The sequence below is a fragment of the Glycomyces paridis genome (assembly GCF_004912155.1).
Lineage (GTDB): Bacteria > Actinomycetota > Actinomycetes > Mycobacteriales > Micromonosporaceae > Glycomyces > Glycomyces paridis.
The window spans coordinates 26,223-42,991 of record NZ_STGX01000010.1; the positions used below are offsets into that span (position 1 = coordinate 26,223).

Genomic DNA, 16,769 nt, shown 5'->3' on the forward strand with positions numbered 1-16,769 from the left:
TCGCGTGCCGCTGGAACCGCCTGCGCCTTCGGTGCCGCCGATCCCTCCGGTCGCTTCGAATCCGCCAACGCCTCCCGGCGCGACGCGGAGGTGGCCGTCGCGTTCGAGGTCAGCGAGGCTGGTCTCTGGTGCGCTTTCCTCTGTGCCGGTTGAGAATCGAGGAAGCGAGAAAGCGGCGAGGGCGGTGAGGCGTTCGGTGAGCGCGTCGATGTCGGCGGCGAGGTCGGTGGTGTCGCCGGGGGCGCCCGCGAGGTAGACGGCGGGGGAGATGTCGACGTCCTCGTCCCACAGGCGCATGAGCGGGATGGTGGCCGAATCGGCGGTCGCTATGGGCGCGTTCGGGTCCGCGGTGAAGGCCCGCCAGGCCGCGGAGAAGTCGCGTCCGTTGGAGACGAGGAGTTGCGCGGCCTCGCCGCTCGGGCCGAGAATCCACAAGTGCGCCTTGGCGTCCGGGTGGTCGACCACGGCGCGGAGGACGCCCCAGCGGAGCAGCTCGGAGCGGATGCGCCTGCCGGTGCGGCGGTGGGCGACCTGGGCAGGCATGCGCACGACCGCGTGGCCGCCGGGCGCGAGGAGCGCGGCGCAGTGGAGGGCCCAGGCGAGTTCGGGCTCGGTGCGCGGCGGGGTGCCGTAGGCCAGGCGGGGGTCGTCGCCCGCGGGGAGGCGGTCGTGGCCCCAGTCCTTGAGGTTGAAGGGCGGGTCGCAGACGACCAGGTCGTAGCGGCCGGGGCCGAGCGGTTCGAGGAGGGCGTCGCCGACGCGTGCGGCCACCTCGGCGTCCGGGTCGAGGAGTGCGAGCCGCCGCGCGGTGATGTCGGCGCGCGCCGGGGAGAGGTCGCGGCCGGTGAGCGCGGCACAATGGCCGATCCGGCGGGCGACGGCGGCGAGGAGGTCGCCCTCATCGCAGGCCGGGTCGTGGACGCGAGGAGCGCTACCCCGATCATCCAGCCGGGTGTCGGGCGCAGCGGAGCGGCCTCCGTTCGGGTCGGCGGGAGCGGCTGTGCCGCTTTCGGCCGCGTCGGCCCTGCGCGAGGCGGCGGCGCGGCCTCCGTTTGCCTCGGTTTCGGCCCGCACCCCCTGAATCGCTGCCGCGATGTCGGCGAGGGGGCCGATGCCCGGCGGCAACCCGGTACCGGCCGCTTCCCTCGCGCGCTCGATGAAGAACTCGAAGAGCGCCGAAGCGTCGACTTCGATCGCGTTGAGCTGCTTCGCGATCGAGGCGTCCCCGCGTCCGTCGAGGGCCGCCGCGACGGCTTCGAGGGCGGATTCGGGCGTGGCGTGGTCGGCGGCGAGGTGGAACCAGAGGCGGTCGGCGTCGGTGACGTGCAGGTCGCGTCCGTGGGCGGCGGCCCAGGTCTCCAGTTCGGGGAGGGAGAAGCGGGGGCGGCGGGCGGATTCGTCGACGGGGGTGGGGAAGTCGGGTTCGCGGCGGCGCCAGTTGCTGACGGCGTTGCGGCCGACGCCCGCGAGGCGGGCGAGGTCGGTGAGCGTGACGGTGGCGCCGGGGGCGGTGTTCCGGGTGGTCATGCGGTTCCCCTGTCTGATTTATCGAATCGTAACCCACCCCGCGTTGCTGAGGTTCGACACAGTCTACTAGTCTCGTGAAGTAAGTTCACAAGCTTTAGAACGCGATCGACACCCCACGAAAGGTTCGCAATGAACACCGAATTCCCCGATCTCACCAAGCGCCTCCTCGCCGCCAGTGGCGCCGCCCTCATCGGCCTCGCCGCCCTGACCGCTTGCAGCGCAGAGGAAGGCGACGGCGGCAGCGACACCGACACCACCACCGAAGCCGACGCGGCCGAGGAAGGCGGCGAAGAGGAAGCCGCCGCCACCGGCGACGGCACCAGCCCCGACGCGCCGCTTGCCGCCGGGTCCGCCGTCGAGATCACCGACTGGACCATCACCGGGACCGTCGAACTCGAAGCCACCGACGCCGTCCTGGGCGCCAACGAGTTCAACGAGGCCCCCGCCGACGGCAACCAGTTCAGCCTCGTCACCCTCGAAGGCACCTACAGCGGCACCGAGGCCGGCTCCCTGTGGCTCGACGCCACCTTCGGCATCTGGGCCGACGGCACCTTCTACGACAGCGTCGACTGCCTGAACACCGTCGAGAACGACCTCATGGACACCGCCGACGTCTCCTCGGGCTCGGTCGCCTCCGGCGCCGCCTGCGTCGAAGTGCCCACCGGCGCCGAGACCTACCTCCTCTACGTCGAGGACCTCTGGGCCCTCGACGGCACCCAGTACTTCGTCGAGATCGCCTGAGGGCGCCCCTGACGGGAGGGCGCGGCGACCAATGGGCGGAACCCGCGCCCTCCTCCCACCCACCGCTCCGCACCCGCCGTGCGGGACCTGCCGCAGGTCCCGCACGGCGTTCCGGCCGTTCAGGCGCCGACACCGCGCGGTGAGCGCCCCGGCCGTCACCACCCCGCCCTTTCCGAACGGCCGTACACTTCCGCCATGACCGCCCGCGTCCTGGCCGCCCTCGCCGACCTCGCCCCCGTCGCCAAGCAGACCGCCTGGGGCCGCATCGGCGCCTCCGCGGTCTGGGACGGCGGCATGGGCACCGTCGCCGGAGCCGAGGCCCTCGCCGCCCACGACGAACTCCACCGCGACGAACGCAGCCTCCGCCAAGGCTTCGCGATCGTCATGGGCCGCATGGAAGTCGACGGCAAGACCCGCCAAGTCACCGTGCCGCTCGCCACCCGGCCCATCCGCCTCGAACCGGCCCAGACCCGCCCCTGGGACCTCAAGGTCGTCCCCGCCGGGGACATCGCCGTCCACCCCGCCCTCGAAGACACCGAGCACGCCGCGAAACTCGCCGCCGCGTTCGACCCCGACCGGCCCGCCGAACTCCTCGACGACCCCGCCTGGCTCCTCGACGCCGCCCGCACCGCCGGATTCCCCGCCGAACGCGTCGAAGTCCGCGCCGCCAAACCCAACGGCGCCGGCGTTGTCCTCGCCCGGCCCGTCGTCTACATCGCCGACGAGACCGAGGCCGCCCCCATCGCCCGCAGCCTCAAGGACTGGGCCGCCCGGCCCGGCCTCGACGCCACCGCGCTCGCCGCCGCCTACGGCATCGGCACCGCATTCGAAGGTGCCGCCGACACCGAACCCGAAGCTGCAGAAGACGAACCGCCGCGCTGCCCCCTGCCGCTCTCGCGCGAGCAGGCCGCCGCGGTCCTCCTCGCCCGACGCGGCCCCGTCACCGTCGTGACCGGCGCGCCCGGCTGCGGCAAGAGCCACACCCTCGCCGCGATCGCCCTCGACGCCGTCGCCGCCGGGCAGTCGGTCCTCATCGCCACCCAGTCCGTACACGCCGCCGACGTCCTCGGGCAGCTCCTCGCCCGCCACCCCGGCCCCGCCCCGATCCACTTCGGCGACTCCGAACACCAAGGCGCCCAGACCATCGACGCCGAACAGCGCGGCGACCGCAAAGCCGCCGAACGGGACGCGACCGCCGCCGCCGACGCCCTCGCCCACCGCGCCCGCATCGAAGCCGAGATCACCACGGGTCTCGACCTCGAACGGCGCCGCCTGCGCGCGCAGGACGCCCCCGTGTTCCTCGTCGACGACTTCCCGCTCCTGCGCGAGGCCGACCTCGACGCCGTCGAAGCCCTCGCCGCGACCGCCCACGCCGAAGGCGGCGGCTGGTGGCGGCGCTGGCGACGCCGCCGCGCCCGCGCCCGGCTCACCGTCCTGACCGGCGCCGAAGGCACCCCCGACGCGCTGCGGCGCGCCCTCGACACCGCCCGGGACGTCCAGGCCGCCGGAACTCTCGCCGCCCGAGGCGGACTCGATCTCGCTCCCATGTGGCGCGCCCTCGAAGCGGCCGATACCGAAAGCGCCCAAGCGGTCGGCGCCGCACTGCGCTCGCGGCCCGCCGCCGACCGCAACCGTCGCGCCGCCCGCCGCTCGCTCGCCGCCCTCGACCTCGCGCTGCGCAACGGCAGACGCGCCTATCGCGGCAAGATGCTCGAAGGGGTCGACGCCGGGGCCCTCCTCAGCGCCGCACCACTGTGGATCGGAACGGTCGCCGACGCCGAAGCCGTGCTCCCGCCCACCGCAGGGCTCTTCGACCTCGTGATCCTCGACGAGGCCAGCCACATCAACCAGCTCCGCGCCGCCCCCGTCCTCGCCCGCGCCCGCCGCGCCGTCGTCGCCGGGGACCCCCGCCAGCTCCGGTTCGTGTCCTTCGCCGCGGACGACCGCCTCCACGACGTCCTCGACCGGCACGGCCTTCGCGAGTTCGAGTCCCGATTGGACACCGGACGCGTCAGCGCCTACGACCTCGCCCGCGGCGCCGGACCCGCCGTCGAGCTCACCGAGCATCACCGCTCCGTCCCCCACCTCATCGGCTTCTCCGCGGCCCGCTTCTACGGCGGGCGCGTCGCCCCCGTCACGACCCACCCGCGCAACCACGAGGCCGACGCGATCACCGTCCATCGCGTCGAAGCGAAGCGCGCCAACGCCAAAGGCGTCATACCGGCCGAAGTGGACCGTGCGCTCGACCTGCTCGCCGAGCTCGTCGAACGCGGCGACCGGGGCCTGGCCGTCCTGTCGCCCTTCCGCGCCCAGGCCGAAGCGGTCGAGGCGGCCATCGTGCGCCGCTTCGACCTGGAGACCTTGCGGGAGCGGCGCATCCGCTCGGGCACCGTGCACGCCTTCCAAGGCAGCGAGGCCGAGACGGTCATCGCCGCCCTCGGGGCCGCCGAAGGCGACCCGGCCGGGCGGCGGCGGTTCCTCGCCGGGCCGAACCTGTTCAACGTCATGATCACCCGCGCCCGCAGCCACCTCCACATCGTCACCGCGCTCGACGACCCCGGCGGTCTCGTCGGCGACTTCCTCGCCTACGCCGACCGACCGCCCAAGTCGCCCGAGGGCGGCACCGGCGCGGGGCCCTGGACCGCGAGCCTCGCCGCCGCGCTCAAAGGCGGCGACGCCGCCGTGCGTCTCGACTACCCCGTGGGGCACTGGAGTGTCGATCTCGTCCTCGGTGAAGGCGAGGCCTCGATCGGGGTCCTCTGCGGCGTCCATCCCGAAGGGCCCCAAGCGCACCTGGACCGGCACCGGGCCCTGCGCCGCGCCGGCTGGCACCTTGCCGACGCCTTCCCGTCCGCGTACGGCGACGACCCGTCCCGCGCGGCCGTCGCCCTCCTCGCTGACCTCGGCGCCCGGTGATCCCGGTGCGCCCCAGTCGATTCGGACCATCAGAAAATGCGGCGAAGCCCGTCGACGCGCCGCCTGAGCCGCACGGCGAGGACCGTGTGAACCCCCAGCGCCGCAACCGCCGCCTGCTCGCCTCCTGCGGCGCCGCCCTCGCCCTGACCGGGTGCGGTCCCTTCGGGGACACCGACTCCGGGGCCGAGGACGCGCCGATCCCCGTCGCCGAAGCGGCGGTCGGCGACTGCACCGCTCGGGACGTCCCGGACGACCCGGAGGACTTCGCCGTGGACTGCGGCAGCGCCGACGCCTTCTGGACCATCACGGCCATCGAGGACCCCGACCTGATCGCGGTCGGCGGCACCCTCCCCGACGCCGAGGTCTTCGCGTTCTGCGGCGAGTCGATCGGCGCCCAGGTCCCCGGCCGGGCCTGGACCGACTGGGGCATGGTCGCCGATGCGGTCTCCGGCGAAGTGAAGTCCCTGTTCTGCCTTGAGGCCGTGGGCCGCCCGACCGCCGCCGGGGCCGACCCGACCGCCCCCTCCGAAGGCGAGTGCCTCGACCCGGCGGACGACATCCTCGGCACCTACCCGTGCGATTCGCCCGAGGCGGCCTTCACTGTTTCCAGCGTCGTCGCGATCGACGAGTCCGAATGGGGCACCGCCGACACCGCGGCGCTCGCCTCGGCCTGCGGCGGGCACGCGCACGAAGCGGTCGACCGCTTCGGCCGGACCACGGCCGTCTACTGCCTCGAATAGCACCGCGAGGGCGTTTCCGGGTGCCCGGACGTCAGTCTGCCGGGCGGAAAACGCGGTGATCTTCGCCATGTGAACGTGATCTCGATTGCATGGAGTGAGCGAACTCCCTGGTCAGCGGCCCCGATTCCCGGTCGGTGACCGGTCCCGCCGGATCGGTAGTTGAACGTGCTCCCTAGGGTCGCCGCTGTACTCCAGCACCGCCCGACCCGAGGGCGGTGCCGCACAGAAAGCAGCTCATCACGTGAACTCCGAGACCCTCGGTCCCATCCGCCGCATCCTCGCCGTCGGCGGCGTCGCCCTCGCGGGCGGCGTCGCCCTGACCGGCTGCGGCGCACTCGAAGACGCCGTCTCCGACGACTCGACTACCGACACCGAGGTCAGCAACGCACAGCTCGACGCCGCCGCCGACGCGGCCGTCGGCGACTGCATGCCCGAAGAGGTCCTGGTCGACCAGGACGTCTTCTCCGTGGACTGCGGCGGCGCGGACGCCTTCTGGACCATCACCGCGATCGAGGCCGACCCGGGCCTCTCCGCCCCCGGCGGCACCCTCCCCGAGACCGACGTCTTCGCCCTCTGCGGCGAGGAGAACGGCGCCCAGGTCCCCGGCAAGACCTGGACCGACTGGAACATGATCTACGACGAGATGACCGGTGAGGTCAACTACCTGTTCTGCCTGGAGGCCACCGGCAACCCGACCGCCGCCGGCGCGACCCCGGTCGTGCCCTCCGCCGCGGGCGAGTGCTTCTCCTCGGCCGAGCCCATGCTGGGCACCTACCCCTGCGACTCGCCCGACGTCGACTCCACTGTGGTCAGCGTCATCGAGATCGACCAGGCCGAGTGGGCCACCGCCGACACCGCGGCCCTCGCCGCCGAGTGCGACAGCTCGTACACCCTCGACGCCGTCGACTTCTTCGGCCGCACCGCCGCCGTGTTCTGCATCGACTAACACCGCACGCTGAACGGCCCCGGAGCGAAGCTCCGGGGCCGTTCGCATGTCCCGCTTAGGGAATGAAGACGCAGTACTCGCGCAGATGATGCTCGAACGAAGGGCTGATCTCGACGACCAGCATCACCTCGCCCAGGCTCGCGAACGGCCCGGTGCCCGCCACGCGGTCGAGGATCTGCCTGGCGCTGCGCTCGGTCACGCCCGGCAGCGTGACGAGTACCCGCATCGGGGCGTGGTTGAGGTCGACCAGGCCGCCGTCGTCGAACTGGCGAGGCAGGTCCGGGCGGCCGACGCCGAGTCGCTTGGCGAGCATGGGATCGGCCTCGGCGGTCCGCCGCGCCTGGGCGCGCAGGCGCCGGGCCCGGTCGAGGACCTCCTCGTTCGACAGGCGCGCCACCGGGACCGGTGCGGCCGCCGGCGCGATGGGCGCCCACACCAGCGAGCGGATGAGCAGCAGGTGCGCGGTCGCGCCGAGCGCGGTCAGGCTGATCGCCGTGTTGAAGGCGACCGTCGCCCACTTCGGGGTCTCTTCGTAGTCGTACGCGCCGATCGAGCCGCAGCCGGCGAGGAGGATCGCCGAGTACAGGACCAGGCCCACGATCGTCATCGTGTCGCGGCGGCGGCCCACCGCGATCGCGAACGCCACGGGCGCACCGAAACCGCACGTGAGCAAGGGGATGAAAGCCCAAGCGAAGCCGCCGACGGTGACCAGGCGCCGCCGGGAGCGGGCCTTGGCGTCGTCGAGCGGAGGGGCGTAGGGACCGGGGACGGTCATCGAGGGGGACTCCCAGGCGAGGAGGCGGTCGGCATCGGCCACCCCGGACCCGCCTGGGGCGGCGCGGACCAAGCCCGCAGCAGCCGTTCGGCCTCGATCGTATCGGCATCGGCCGGGCCGAACGCGGCGGCCATCTCACCGACCACAGTAGCCAGTTCACGGTGGGCCTCGGGCATCCGGCCGAGGGCCGCGAGCATGTCCACTGCGATGCGCCGCGAGTACAGGGTCGACCGCGCCCGCTCGCCCTCGAGGCGCCGCTGCCGCTCGACGACGCTCGACAGGCCCGTCAAGGCGCTCGCCGCGTTCCCCAGGGCCGCAAGGCACTGCGCGGCCTTCGCCTGGCAGCGCAGCGCCAGTGCCGGGTCGGGCGTTTCCAGGTCCTTCGCGAGCGCGCGGAACGCCGAGAGCGCCCCGTTGAAGTCCCCTGCGGCATAGGCGCGGTCGGCCTCGGCGAGGCGCCGTGCGGACCGGTCCGGCTGCGGCGCCGCGGCCTTGGCGGCGGCCTCCCTCGCGACCCGGGCGGGGGCGAGCGGGGCCCGGAACGGCCAGGTCGGGTCGCCGCAGTCGCGCACGGGCGTACCGGAGGCCGGCGATCCTGCGAGCATCGCGGCGAGCTGGAGGTGGACGGCGGCGGCGTCCGAGCCGCGCTCGGCGGGCTCCTTGGAGAGCAGGCGCGAGACGAGGCCGTCGAGCTCGGAGGGGAAGTCGGGCCGGGCGCGGCGGACCGGCTCGGGCAGTTCCTTCAGGTGCGCGGTCTGCACCTCGTACGCGGAGCCGCGGTCGGCGAAGAGCCTTTCGCCCGTGGCCATCTCGAACAGGAGGGCGCCGAGGGCGTAGAGGTCGGCGGCGGGACCGGCGGGCTGGGCGCGGATCTGCTCGGGGGCCATGTAGTTGAGCGTGCCGGGCTTGTCGCCGGTGGCGGTCAGGCGCGAGACGTCCGGCTCCAGGACCGCGGCGATCCCGAAGTCCACCACGTGGACCAGGCCGGTGGGGCCGACGATGATGTTGGCGGGCTTGAGGTCCCGGTGGATGACGTGGCGCTCGTGGGCGGCGGTGAGGACGGAGGCGAGCTGCGCGCCGATGGCGAGGGTCCAGTCGACGGGGAGGGGGCCGGTCTCGTCGAGGAGGTCGCGGAGGTTGAGTCCGGGCAGGTAGGCCATGACGAGGAACAGCTCGCCGGAGGCCGCGTCGAGCCCGGCGTCGAAGATGGCGGGCACGCCGGGGTGCTGGATCTGGGCGGTCACGCGCGCTTCGCGGCGGAAGCGGGCGGCGGCCTCGTGGCGGCCGGGCCCGTCGAGGAGGTCGGGGCGCACGACCTTGACGGCGACCTCGCGCTCCAGGTGGAGGTCGAGGCCCTGCCAGACCCGGCCCATGCCGCCGGCGCCGACCGGTCGCACCAGCCGGTACCGGTCGTCGATGACCTGGGGACTGTTCACGTCTACAAGGATGCCCGCCCGCCGCGGCGGCCCGGAGGCCGGACCCGGGCCGCAGGCGCGTGCCCGCCGTCGCCGGATCGTCACCGCTCGTTGCGGTCCGGTTCGTTTCGGCGACGGCCGCAGCGTGCCGCGTTGCGACGGTTCGGCACGGTCCGTCCCGCGTCGAACACGTGTCGAAGGCGATGGGCCCCTCCGGGCGCATGGGACTGGTCACAACTCGGGTCAAACCGGCGCTCCGGACACTTGCGACTCGTCCGGGCGGTGACGAAACCCCTGCGTAACACGCATGTTCGCACCGATGGATTTTCCCTCCCGCGTTGACGCGGGGCTGTGTCGAACGCTACAGTGCTTCACTAAACACCCTTCCGAGTGAATGCGCACTCACCCCACAGGTGAACCCCAAGTGGTAGGGAGCCATATGCCGACGGTGATCTCAGACCCCCGGAGCATCCGACTGCGTACAGTAGACGGTCTCAGTGCCCTCGGCCTCCCCGCGCCCCCCGCGCAGTTCCCCATGCCGTTCCCCTCGGGCCGCCTTCCCCGCCTGCGCCCGCGCGGCCACGTCGAGGCCCGCGCCGCGATCCTCAACGTCGTCCAGGCCCGCGTCTTCGACATGCCGGAGGAACTGGCGATGCGCTGGCTCCTCGACGCCCACGTGCTCGACCACCTCTCGCCCGACGAATGGGGCTTCATCGCTTGCGGCAGAGGGGAACGCGCCCGATACGCCGACCAGCTGGAGAGCCTCTACACGGTGGCGTGGCTGCTCGGCCTGGTCGACCACCTCGACCCCGGCGTGCCGTGCACTGAAGAACTGCCCGAGCTGCTGCCGGACCTGCGCCGCCCCGAGTCGTTCGGGAACTGGCGCGACCGGCGACTCACCCCCACCCGTGACGCGAGCGTGGTCGCCGAGATGCTCGACCTCTACTACTGCCTCGACTGGGTCTGCGACCAGGCCAGGCGGGCGGGCCAGGCCCCGCCGCGCGGCGTGGACGACAACCTCGTGTGGCACCGCCGCTGGGCCCTCGAATGGGCCGTGGTCTTCGGCGACGAGCGCCCCGCCCACTGGGACGAGGTCCGCTTCTAGGAAGCGCTCCCGCGGTCGCAGTGCCGCGATGGATCGCGTGGTGGACGGGTCGATCTCCGGCGTGCCCGGCTTCGGTTCGCGGCAACCGATTCGGCGTGGCGCCCGCATCCGAGTGATCCCGCCCGCATGCTCATCCCGCCGAGTGCCGAGTGCCGAGTGCCGAGTGCCGAGTGCCGAGTGCCGGGTGCCGAGTGCCGAGTGCCGAGTGCCGAGTGCCGAGTGCCGAGCGTTCGCGTCCATGCGCCCGAAACCAGTGAGCGGACACCGGGCTCGTCGCGCGGCGTCGGGCGCGGGCGCCTCGCTATATTCATGGGATGAATGCGAAGCCTTTGTCCCGCGAACAGATCCGCTCGGCCCCCAAGGTCGTCCTCCACGAGCACCTCGACGGCGGCCTGCGCCCCCAGACGCTCATCGAGATCGCCGACGAGATCGGCCACACGCTGCCCGCGACCGACGCCGAGGCCCTCGGGAACTGGTTCTTCGAGGCCGCCGACTCCGGCACCCTGGAGCGGTACCTGGAGACCTTCGCGCACACCATCGCCGTCTCCCAGCAGGCCGACCACTGCTTCCGCATCGCCTCCGAGGCCGCCCAGGACCTCGCCGAGGACGGCGTGGTCTACGCCGAGGTCCGCTACGCGCCCGAGCAGCAGCTCCTCGGCGGTCTGAGCCTCGAAGGCGTCGTCGAGGCCACCCTCGCCGGCTTCGAGGAGGGCGAGCGGCTCGCCGAGAAGGCCGGCCGCACCATCAAGGTCCGCACCCTCCTGTGCGGGATGCGCCACGCCGACCGCACCCTGGAGATCGCCAAGCTCGCCGTCGCCTACCGCGACAAGGGCGTCGTCGGCTTCGACATCGCCGGCGGCGAGATCGGCAACCCGGCCGAGCGCCACATCGAGGCCTTCGAGTACCTGCGGCGCGAGTCGATGCCGTTCACCATCCACGCGGGCGAGTCCGTCGGGCCCGAGTCGATCTGGGGCGCGGTCGCCGTCTGCGGCGCGAACCGCATCGGGCACGGCGTCCAGCTCATCAAGGACATCGACCTCACCGGCGACGAGGCGAAGCTCTCGAACCTCGCCCACTACATCCGCGACCGGCGCATCGCCCTCGAAGTCGCGCCCTCCTCCAACCTCCAGACCGAGGGCGCCGAGTCCATCGAGACGCACCCGATCAAGGCGCTCTACGACCTCGGATTCCGCGTCACCGTCAACAACGACAACCGGCTCATGAGCCGCACCCACACCTCGCGCGAGTTCGCGCTGCTCTCGGAGACCTTCGGGTGGGGCTGGGCCGAGGTCAAGCGGTGCACCGAGAACGCCGCGAAGGCCGCGTTCCTGCACCACCCGGAACGCCGCCGCCTCATCGAGGACGTCATCCGCCCGGCCTACGCGGCGCTGGAGTCGGCGACCGACGCTGAGTAAGCTCGGCTCATGCACCTTTACACCGCCCCCGTCGTGGTCCCGATCGCGGGCGAGCCGATCCGCGAGGGCGCGGTCGGGGTCGACGACGGGCGCATCGCCTACGTCGGCCCCGCCGCCGACGCCCCCGAGGCCGACGGCACGACCGCCTTCGACGGCGTCCTCACCCCCGGACTCGTCAACGCCCACACCCATCTCTGCTACACCTCCTTCGCCGACATGTACGGCAACGAGAAGGAGTTCTTCGAGTGGATCCAGGAGTTCGCCCGCCGCAACCCCGCCACGGCCGACGAGATCTGGAAGTCCTCCGTCCAGGCGGGCATCGACGAGTCCATCGCCCACGGCGTCACCGCCGTCGCCGACATCGTCACCCCCCAGGCCGGGTTCGAGCCGCTCTTCGCCTCCGACCTCGCCGGCGTCGCCTACTGGGAGGCGTGCTTCATCGACGACGCCGCCTGGGAGGCCCGCCGTAACGCCTGGCGCGAGGTCGTCACCGACAGCCGCGCGGTCAACAACTCCGACATCGCCGTCGGCATCAGCCCGCACACCCTGTACACGCTGGGCACCGGCGTCGGCAAGAGCCTCGCCGAACTCGCGCGCACCCTCGACATCCGCATCCACCCGCACCTCGCCGAGACCACCCACGAGGACATGTTCGTGCGCCGCGGCTCCGGACCGTTCGCGTTCATGAACCGCCGCGCCGGACTCGCCCTCGAACTCGCCGACGGCGGCGCCGGGCACTCCCCGGCCACCCAGATGGACAAGGTCGGCTGGCTCGGCGCGGACTCCCATGTCGCGCACGGCGTCCACCTCGACAAGACCGACCGTGAACTCCTGCGCTCCAAGAACAGCGCCGTCGCCCTCTGCGCCCGCTCCAACGCTCGCCTCGAAGCGGGCGAGCCGCCCGTGGCCGCCCTCCGAGCCGAAGGCAACACCGTCGCCGTCGGCACCGACTCGCGCGCCTCCAGCCCCGACCTCGACGTCGCCGCCGAATGGCCCGTCCTCCGCAAGCTCGCCCTCGCCCAAGGCGACGGCGGCGAAGGCCTCAACGAATGGCTCGTCCGCGCCGCCACCGAGGGCGGCGCCAAAGCCCTCGGCCGCAACGACATCGGCGTCCTCAAGATCGGCGCCCGAGCCGACCTCGCCGTCTTCGACGTGCCCACCAAAGGCGACCCGTACACCGCCTTGGTGAACGGCGCCGCCGGCAACTGCACGGCCACCGTGCTCAAGGGCAACCACCTCGATCGATAGGCCTTCCTCCTCTCCTCGCACGCTTCCGGAACTCGATGGTGCCCCACCGAACCTGAAGCCACGCTGAAGCGACCTGAAGCGAACCTGAAGCCGAACTCAGACTGGGACTCGGAAGGCTCGCACCCGGATCGAAGGGCAGTGAGCGGCGACGACACGGGTTCGAGCCGAGCAGCGGGGGAGCGGCGAAGGTGGAGCCGTGGAGTGGGAATCGCCGGCGGGTGGCACGGTTCGGCATGGCGCGGCGGCGAGAGGGCCGCGCCCTGTTCGCGGTTCCCGGACGCGCGATCCTGATTCGGCGTGGGCGTGGGCGTGGGCGTGGGCGTGGGCGTGGGCGTGGGCGTGGTGGGCCGTTTGGCAGAGATCGGTCGGCTTTCGAGTGGTTCGTGCGATGCGATGCCTGGTCTCGGGGTCGGTAACGCTTTCGTCTCGGGCCTTGTCGATCGGGCTCGCGTCCGCGATGCTCGATGAGGCCCGCGCCGTTCAGCGGGCCTTCATGCCTGATTCACTGGAGCGGCCGAGCCGCTCCGTGTATCCCCTGGAGAAGGCGGGGCGCGCGGAATCCGCGCGCCCCGCCGATTCGTTTCCGGGCCGTGTTCACCGCCCACGGGTCTCTGATCCCGTCCACGCCCGCTGAGGCGTGCCCGAATTCGTGTCGGCGCGCCGCGCGGGCCCGAACCACCCTGGCCGCCCACGGCCAGAACCCGCCCTGCGGGCGCTTCACGGCCCCGGGCGGAAACGCGGGACGGCGAGTCTCAAATCCGTCGGAACCTGCGGGTTTCCGGCCTTCGTGACGACTCGGCAGCAGTCTGTGAGAACCCACACCCCCTAGTTATCGGATGGGTTACGCGCGATAACGGTTCGGTTTCATAGATCGACATCACAGCTTCCATGCGTCAATGTGGTTCTGTAGCGCACGCCGCACTCGGGGGATCTCTCAGCGTCATCCCAGCCGGGCCCGCGGAACGCGGCGCTCGGACCGAACCGATGACGAGGAGGCGCAGGTGGCTCAGGCGACCGACCACGGCACCGCGCTTCCCGTTGCGTCCCAGTCGAAGCTTCCCATTGCCACTCCTCCGGGCGAGTGTGCGGCCCTTCCCTGCTCCCTTCAGGCCGCCCGCGCCGCGTGATTCCGCGCGCGCCCGATATAACCCCTTGATCCGCCGGGGCCCACACCGACAGGGCTCCGGCGGATTTTCTCTGCGGCGTGTGCAAGGCTGTCGGGGTGATCGAGGCGAACGAAGCGAATACCCCGCGTAAGGAACCCGGCCGCGTCGCGGCGATGTTCGACCGGGTCGCGCCGGGCTACGACCGCACCAACACCGTCATGGTCGCCGGGATGGACAAGCGCTGGCGCAAGGCCGTGCGCGAGGCGCTCAGCCTCCAGCCCGGCGAGCGCTGCCTCGACCTCGGCGCGGGCACGGGCGTCTCCACCGTCGAGCTCGCCAAGTCCGGCGCCGACGTCATCGGCGTCGACTTCTCCCTGGGGATGCTCCAGGCCCACCGCGACCGCCAGGTCCCGCTGGTGAACGCCGACGCGCTCCACCTGCCGTTCGCCGACGGCACCTTCAACGCCGTTACCGGCTCCTTCTTCGTGCGCAACGTGGTCGACCTGGACGCGTGCCTCGCCGAGATCCGCCGCGTCCTCGCCCCCGGCGGCCGCATGGTCCTGTGCGAGGTCTCGCGGCCGGTGTGGAAGCCCTACCGGAAGGCCCACGGCGTCTTCGTCAAGCACGTGCTGCCGAAGGTCGCCGCGCGCGTCGCCTCCGACCCCGAGGCCTACCGCTACCTCGCCGACACGACCATGGCCTGGCCCGACCAGGCCGAGTTCGCCGACCGGATCGTCAAGGCCGGGTACAGGAAGGTCGCCTGGCGCAACCTCGCCGGCGGCGCCGTCGCCATGCACCGCGGCTTCAAGTAGCGAACGCCTGCAACAGAAAAGCGCCGCCCGCGCCGCCCCCGTAGGCGGCGCGGACGGCTCCGGCGGGCGCTCGACATGACGATCACCGGCCCGCGGGTCCAGGGCGCTCAGTTCAACTGGAACGAGCGCTTCGACAGGCCGAACCAGTACCCGTCGACGACCGTCGTCGCGGCCTGCTCGGGGTCGGTCGCGGCCCCGTAGGTCACGAACAGCGGCACGTAGTGGTCCACCGTCGGGTGCGCGTACGGCATCCCCGGCGCCTGCGAGCGGTAGCGCGCCAGCTCGCCGATGTCGCCGCGGGCGATGGCCTCGGCGGCCCAGACGTCGAAGTCCGCCGACCAGCCGGGGACCTTCTCGGGGTGGCGGAAGTCGACGAACGGCAGCCCGTGGGTCATGAAGCCCGAGCCGATCACCAGGTAGCCCTCCTCGCGGAGCGGGCGCAGGCGCCGCCCGATCGCCATGAGGCGGTCGGGGTCGTGCGTGGGGATCGACAACTGGAGGACCGGCAGGTCCGCGTCCGGGTACATGACCTTGAGCGGCACCCAGGCGCCGTGGTCGAGCCCGCGGCTCGCGTGCTGGTGGAGCGGCTCGGAGTCGGGCATGGCGGCGGCGACGCGGCGGGCCATCGCGGTCGCGTCCGGGGTCTCGTAGCGCATCGAGAAGTACCGCTCGGCGAAGCCGCCGAAGTCGTACACCAGGGGCGTGGCCGCCGCCGGGCTGGAGATCATGAGCGGCGCGGCCTCCCAGTGGGCCGAGACGATGAGGATGCCCTTGGGCCGCGGCAGGCCCTGGGCCCACGCGAAGAGCTGCGCCATCCACTCGGCCTCGTCGAACAGCGGCGGGGCGCCGTGACTGAGGTAGAGCGCGGGCAGCGGGCCGTCCTCGGGGGTCCAGTCGCGGCGCTCGGCAGCGCTCGGGGCCGTGGACTCGAGGAAGGCGTCGAACGCGGCGCCGGGACGGGCGGGCATGACCACTCCATTTCGTTGAAAGTTCAACAAATACTACTCGTATCGGTTGAGGAATCAAGTAGTGACGTTAGGCTTGGCACATGAGCGAAACGGCGCCCTGGCTCGACGACGAGGAGATGACCTCCTGGCTGAGCGTCATCGGCGTGGTGATGCGCCTCCCCAGCGCCCTCGACGGCCAACTGCGGCGCGACGCCGACCTCAACTACTTCGAATACGGCGTCCTCGCCGCCCTCGAACACGCCGAGGAGCAGACCATGCGCATGAGCGACCTCGCCTTCGTCTGCAACGGCTCCCTCTCCCGCCTCTCCCACGTCGCCCGCCGCCTCGAAGGCGAACGACTCATCGCCCGCTACGCCTGCCCCACCGACGGCCGCTCCACCCTCGCCACCCTCACCGACGGCGGCCGCGAACGCCTCGCCACCGCCGCCCCCGGCCACGTCCGCCTCGTCCGCAGCCTCATCTTCGACGAGCTCGACCGCGACGAGATGCGCCAACTCGGCGACCTCGCCAAGCGCCTCCTCACCCGCATCCAGACCTGACCTTTTCGGACCATCCACCGCTGGCGCGCGCTCGCTATAGTGGGGCGGATCTCCATTCCCCATTCGCCCCCGATGAGGAGTCTCGATTGGCAACCCTCTACGCGCCGGTATCCACACGATCCGTGATCGAGGTGCCCGATGGCCGGAGCTGACGTCTTCACCATGGAACCCGACGAGGTGCGCCGCTCCGTCGACGTCCTCTTCGAGATCGAGGCCGAGGTGGACCGCCAGACCGCCACCATGGCCGGCGCGAACGCCGACGCCTGCGGACCGCTCAAGGACGCCGGCACCGCACTCGGCCCCGCCCTCGAAGCGGCCGGCGAGTGGTGGCAGACCCACCGCGCGGGCGGCTTCACCGGCCTCCTCGGCAACACCGGCGAATATCTCGCCGTCTGCACCGAAGAGGCCGTCGAGATCGACGACTACAACGCGGGCACCTTCGCCTCCGTCGCCGGCGACCTCTACCCCACGCGCCCCAACGCGAACGCCTCCTCCAGGCCGGACTGGTAGGCCCCC

Annotated in this window: 14 protein-coding genes; 10 read left to right on the plus strand and 4 right to left on the minus strand. The window is 72.3% G+C overall.

Going from position 1 to position 16,769, the window contains the following annotated elements:
• The coding region (locus E9998_RS14125) for an N-6 DNA methylase (protein ID WP_136530353.1) at positions 1-1,527 on the minus strand (1,527 nt) is incomplete at its 3' end.
• 129 nt (positions 1,528-1,656) lie between these two features.
• Between E9998_RS14125 and E9998_RS14130 the strand changes: the two genes are divergently transcribed.
• The 4 genes from E9998_RS14130 to E9998_RS14145 all read left to right on the plus strand — a co-directional run bounded on the left by E9998_RS14130 (position 1,657) and on the right by E9998_RS14145 (position 6,870).
• Positions 1,657-2,268 carry a hypothetical protein gene (locus E9998_RS14130; RefSeq protein ID WP_136530354.1) on the plus strand — a complete coding sequence of 204 codons (612 nt, stop codon included), beginning with the start codon at positions 1,657-1,659 and terminating at the stop codon, positions 2,266-2,268.
• Positions 2,269-2,463: 195 nt separating this feature from the next.
• The gene (locus tag E9998_RS14135) at positions 2,464-5,184 is read left to right on the plus strand and encodes a DEAD/DEAH box helicase (protein WP_136530355.1); all 2,721 of its coding nucleotides are present in this window, start codon (positions 2,464-2,466) and stop codon (positions 5,182-5,184) included.
• 86 nt (positions 5,185-5,270) lie between these two features.
• The gene (locus tag E9998_RS14140; RefSeq protein ID WP_136530356.1) at positions 5,271-5,924 is read left to right on the plus strand and encodes a hypothetical protein; all 654 of its coding nucleotides are present in this window, start codon (positions 5,271-5,273) and stop codon (positions 5,922-5,924) included.
• 241 nt (positions 5,925-6,165) lie between these two features.
• On the plus strand, positions 6,166-6,870 hold the full coding sequence (locus tag E9998_RS14145; RefSeq protein ID WP_136530357.1) for a hypothetical protein: 705 nt from the start codon (positions 6,166-6,168) through the stop codon (positions 6,868-6,870).
• A gap of 55 nt (positions 6,871-6,925) precedes the next feature.
• Here the strand turns inward: E9998_RS14145 and E9998_RS14150 are convergent, their stop codons facing one another.
• Both E9998_RS14150 and E9998_RS14155 read right to left on the minus strand, forming a co-directional pair.
• Positions 6,926-7,687: a helix-hairpin-helix domain-containing protein gene (locus E9998_RS14150; RefSeq protein ID WP_136530358.1), complete on the minus strand. Its 762-nt coding sequence runs from the start codon at positions 7,685-7,687 to the stop codon at positions 6,926-6,928.
• Positions 7,642-9,081, minus strand: coding sequence for a serine/threonine-protein kinase (locus E9998_RS14155; RefSeq protein WP_136530359.1), 1,440 nt, complete (start codon positions 9,079-9,081; stop codon positions 7,642-7,644). Before E9998_RS14155 ends, E9998_RS14150 begins: the two co-directional genes overlap by 46 nt.
• Positions 9,082-9,499: 418 nt before the next feature.
• On the opposite strand from E9998_RS14155, the gene E9998_RS14160 reads away from it, so the two are divergent.
• The 4 genes from E9998_RS14160 to E9998_RS14180 all read left to right on the plus strand — a co-directional run bounded on the left by E9998_RS14160 (position 9,500) and on the right by E9998_RS14180 (position 14,746).
• Complete coding sequence (locus E9998_RS14160; RefSeq protein WP_158299805.1) at positions 9,500-10,165, plus strand: DUF4272 domain-containing protein; 666 nt, start codon at positions 9,500-9,502, stop codon at positions 10,163-10,165.
• 314 nt (positions 10,166-10,479) lie between these two features.
• Positions 10,480-11,580, plus strand: a complete 1,101-nt coding sequence (locus E9998_RS14170; protein WP_136530362.1) for an adenosine deaminase — start codon at positions 10,480-10,482, stop codon at positions 11,578-11,580.
• 9 nt (positions 11,581-11,589) lie between these two features.
• On the plus strand, positions 11,590-12,828 hold the full coding sequence (locus E9998_RS14175) for an amidohydrolase family protein (RefSeq protein WP_136530363.1): 1,239 nt from the start codon (positions 11,590-11,592) through the stop codon (positions 12,826-12,828).
• A gap of 1,222 nt (positions 12,829-14,050) precedes the next feature.
• Complete coding sequence (locus E9998_RS14180; RefSeq protein ID WP_240037620.1) at positions 14,051-14,746, plus strand: class I SAM-dependent methyltransferase; 696 nt, start codon at positions 14,051-14,053, stop codon at positions 14,744-14,746.
• Positions 14,747-14,853: 107 nt separating this feature from the next.
• Here E9998_RS14180 and E9998_RS14185 read toward each other — a convergent pair whose 3' ends face one another.
• Positions 14,854-15,714, minus strand: a complete 861-nt coding sequence (locus E9998_RS14185) for a dioxygenase family protein (protein WP_136530364.1) — start codon at positions 15,712-15,714, stop codon at positions 14,854-14,856.
• Positions 15,715-15,794: 80 nt separating this feature from the next.
• On the opposite strand from E9998_RS14185, the gene E9998_RS14190 reads away from it, so the two are divergent.
• Positions 15,795-16,253, plus strand: coding sequence for a MarR family winged helix-turn-helix transcriptional regulator (locus tag E9998_RS14190; RefSeq protein WP_136530365.1), 459 nt, complete (start codon positions 15,795-15,797; stop codon positions 16,251-16,253).
• A gap of 138 nt (positions 16,254-16,391) precedes the next feature.
• Positions 16,392-16,763 carry a hypothetical protein gene (locus E9998_RS14195; protein ID WP_136530366.1) on the plus strand — a complete coding sequence of 124 codons (372 nt, stop codon included), beginning with the start codon at positions 16,392-16,394 and terminating at the stop codon, positions 16,761-16,763.
• Positions 16,764-16,769: the final 6 nt, after the last annotated feature.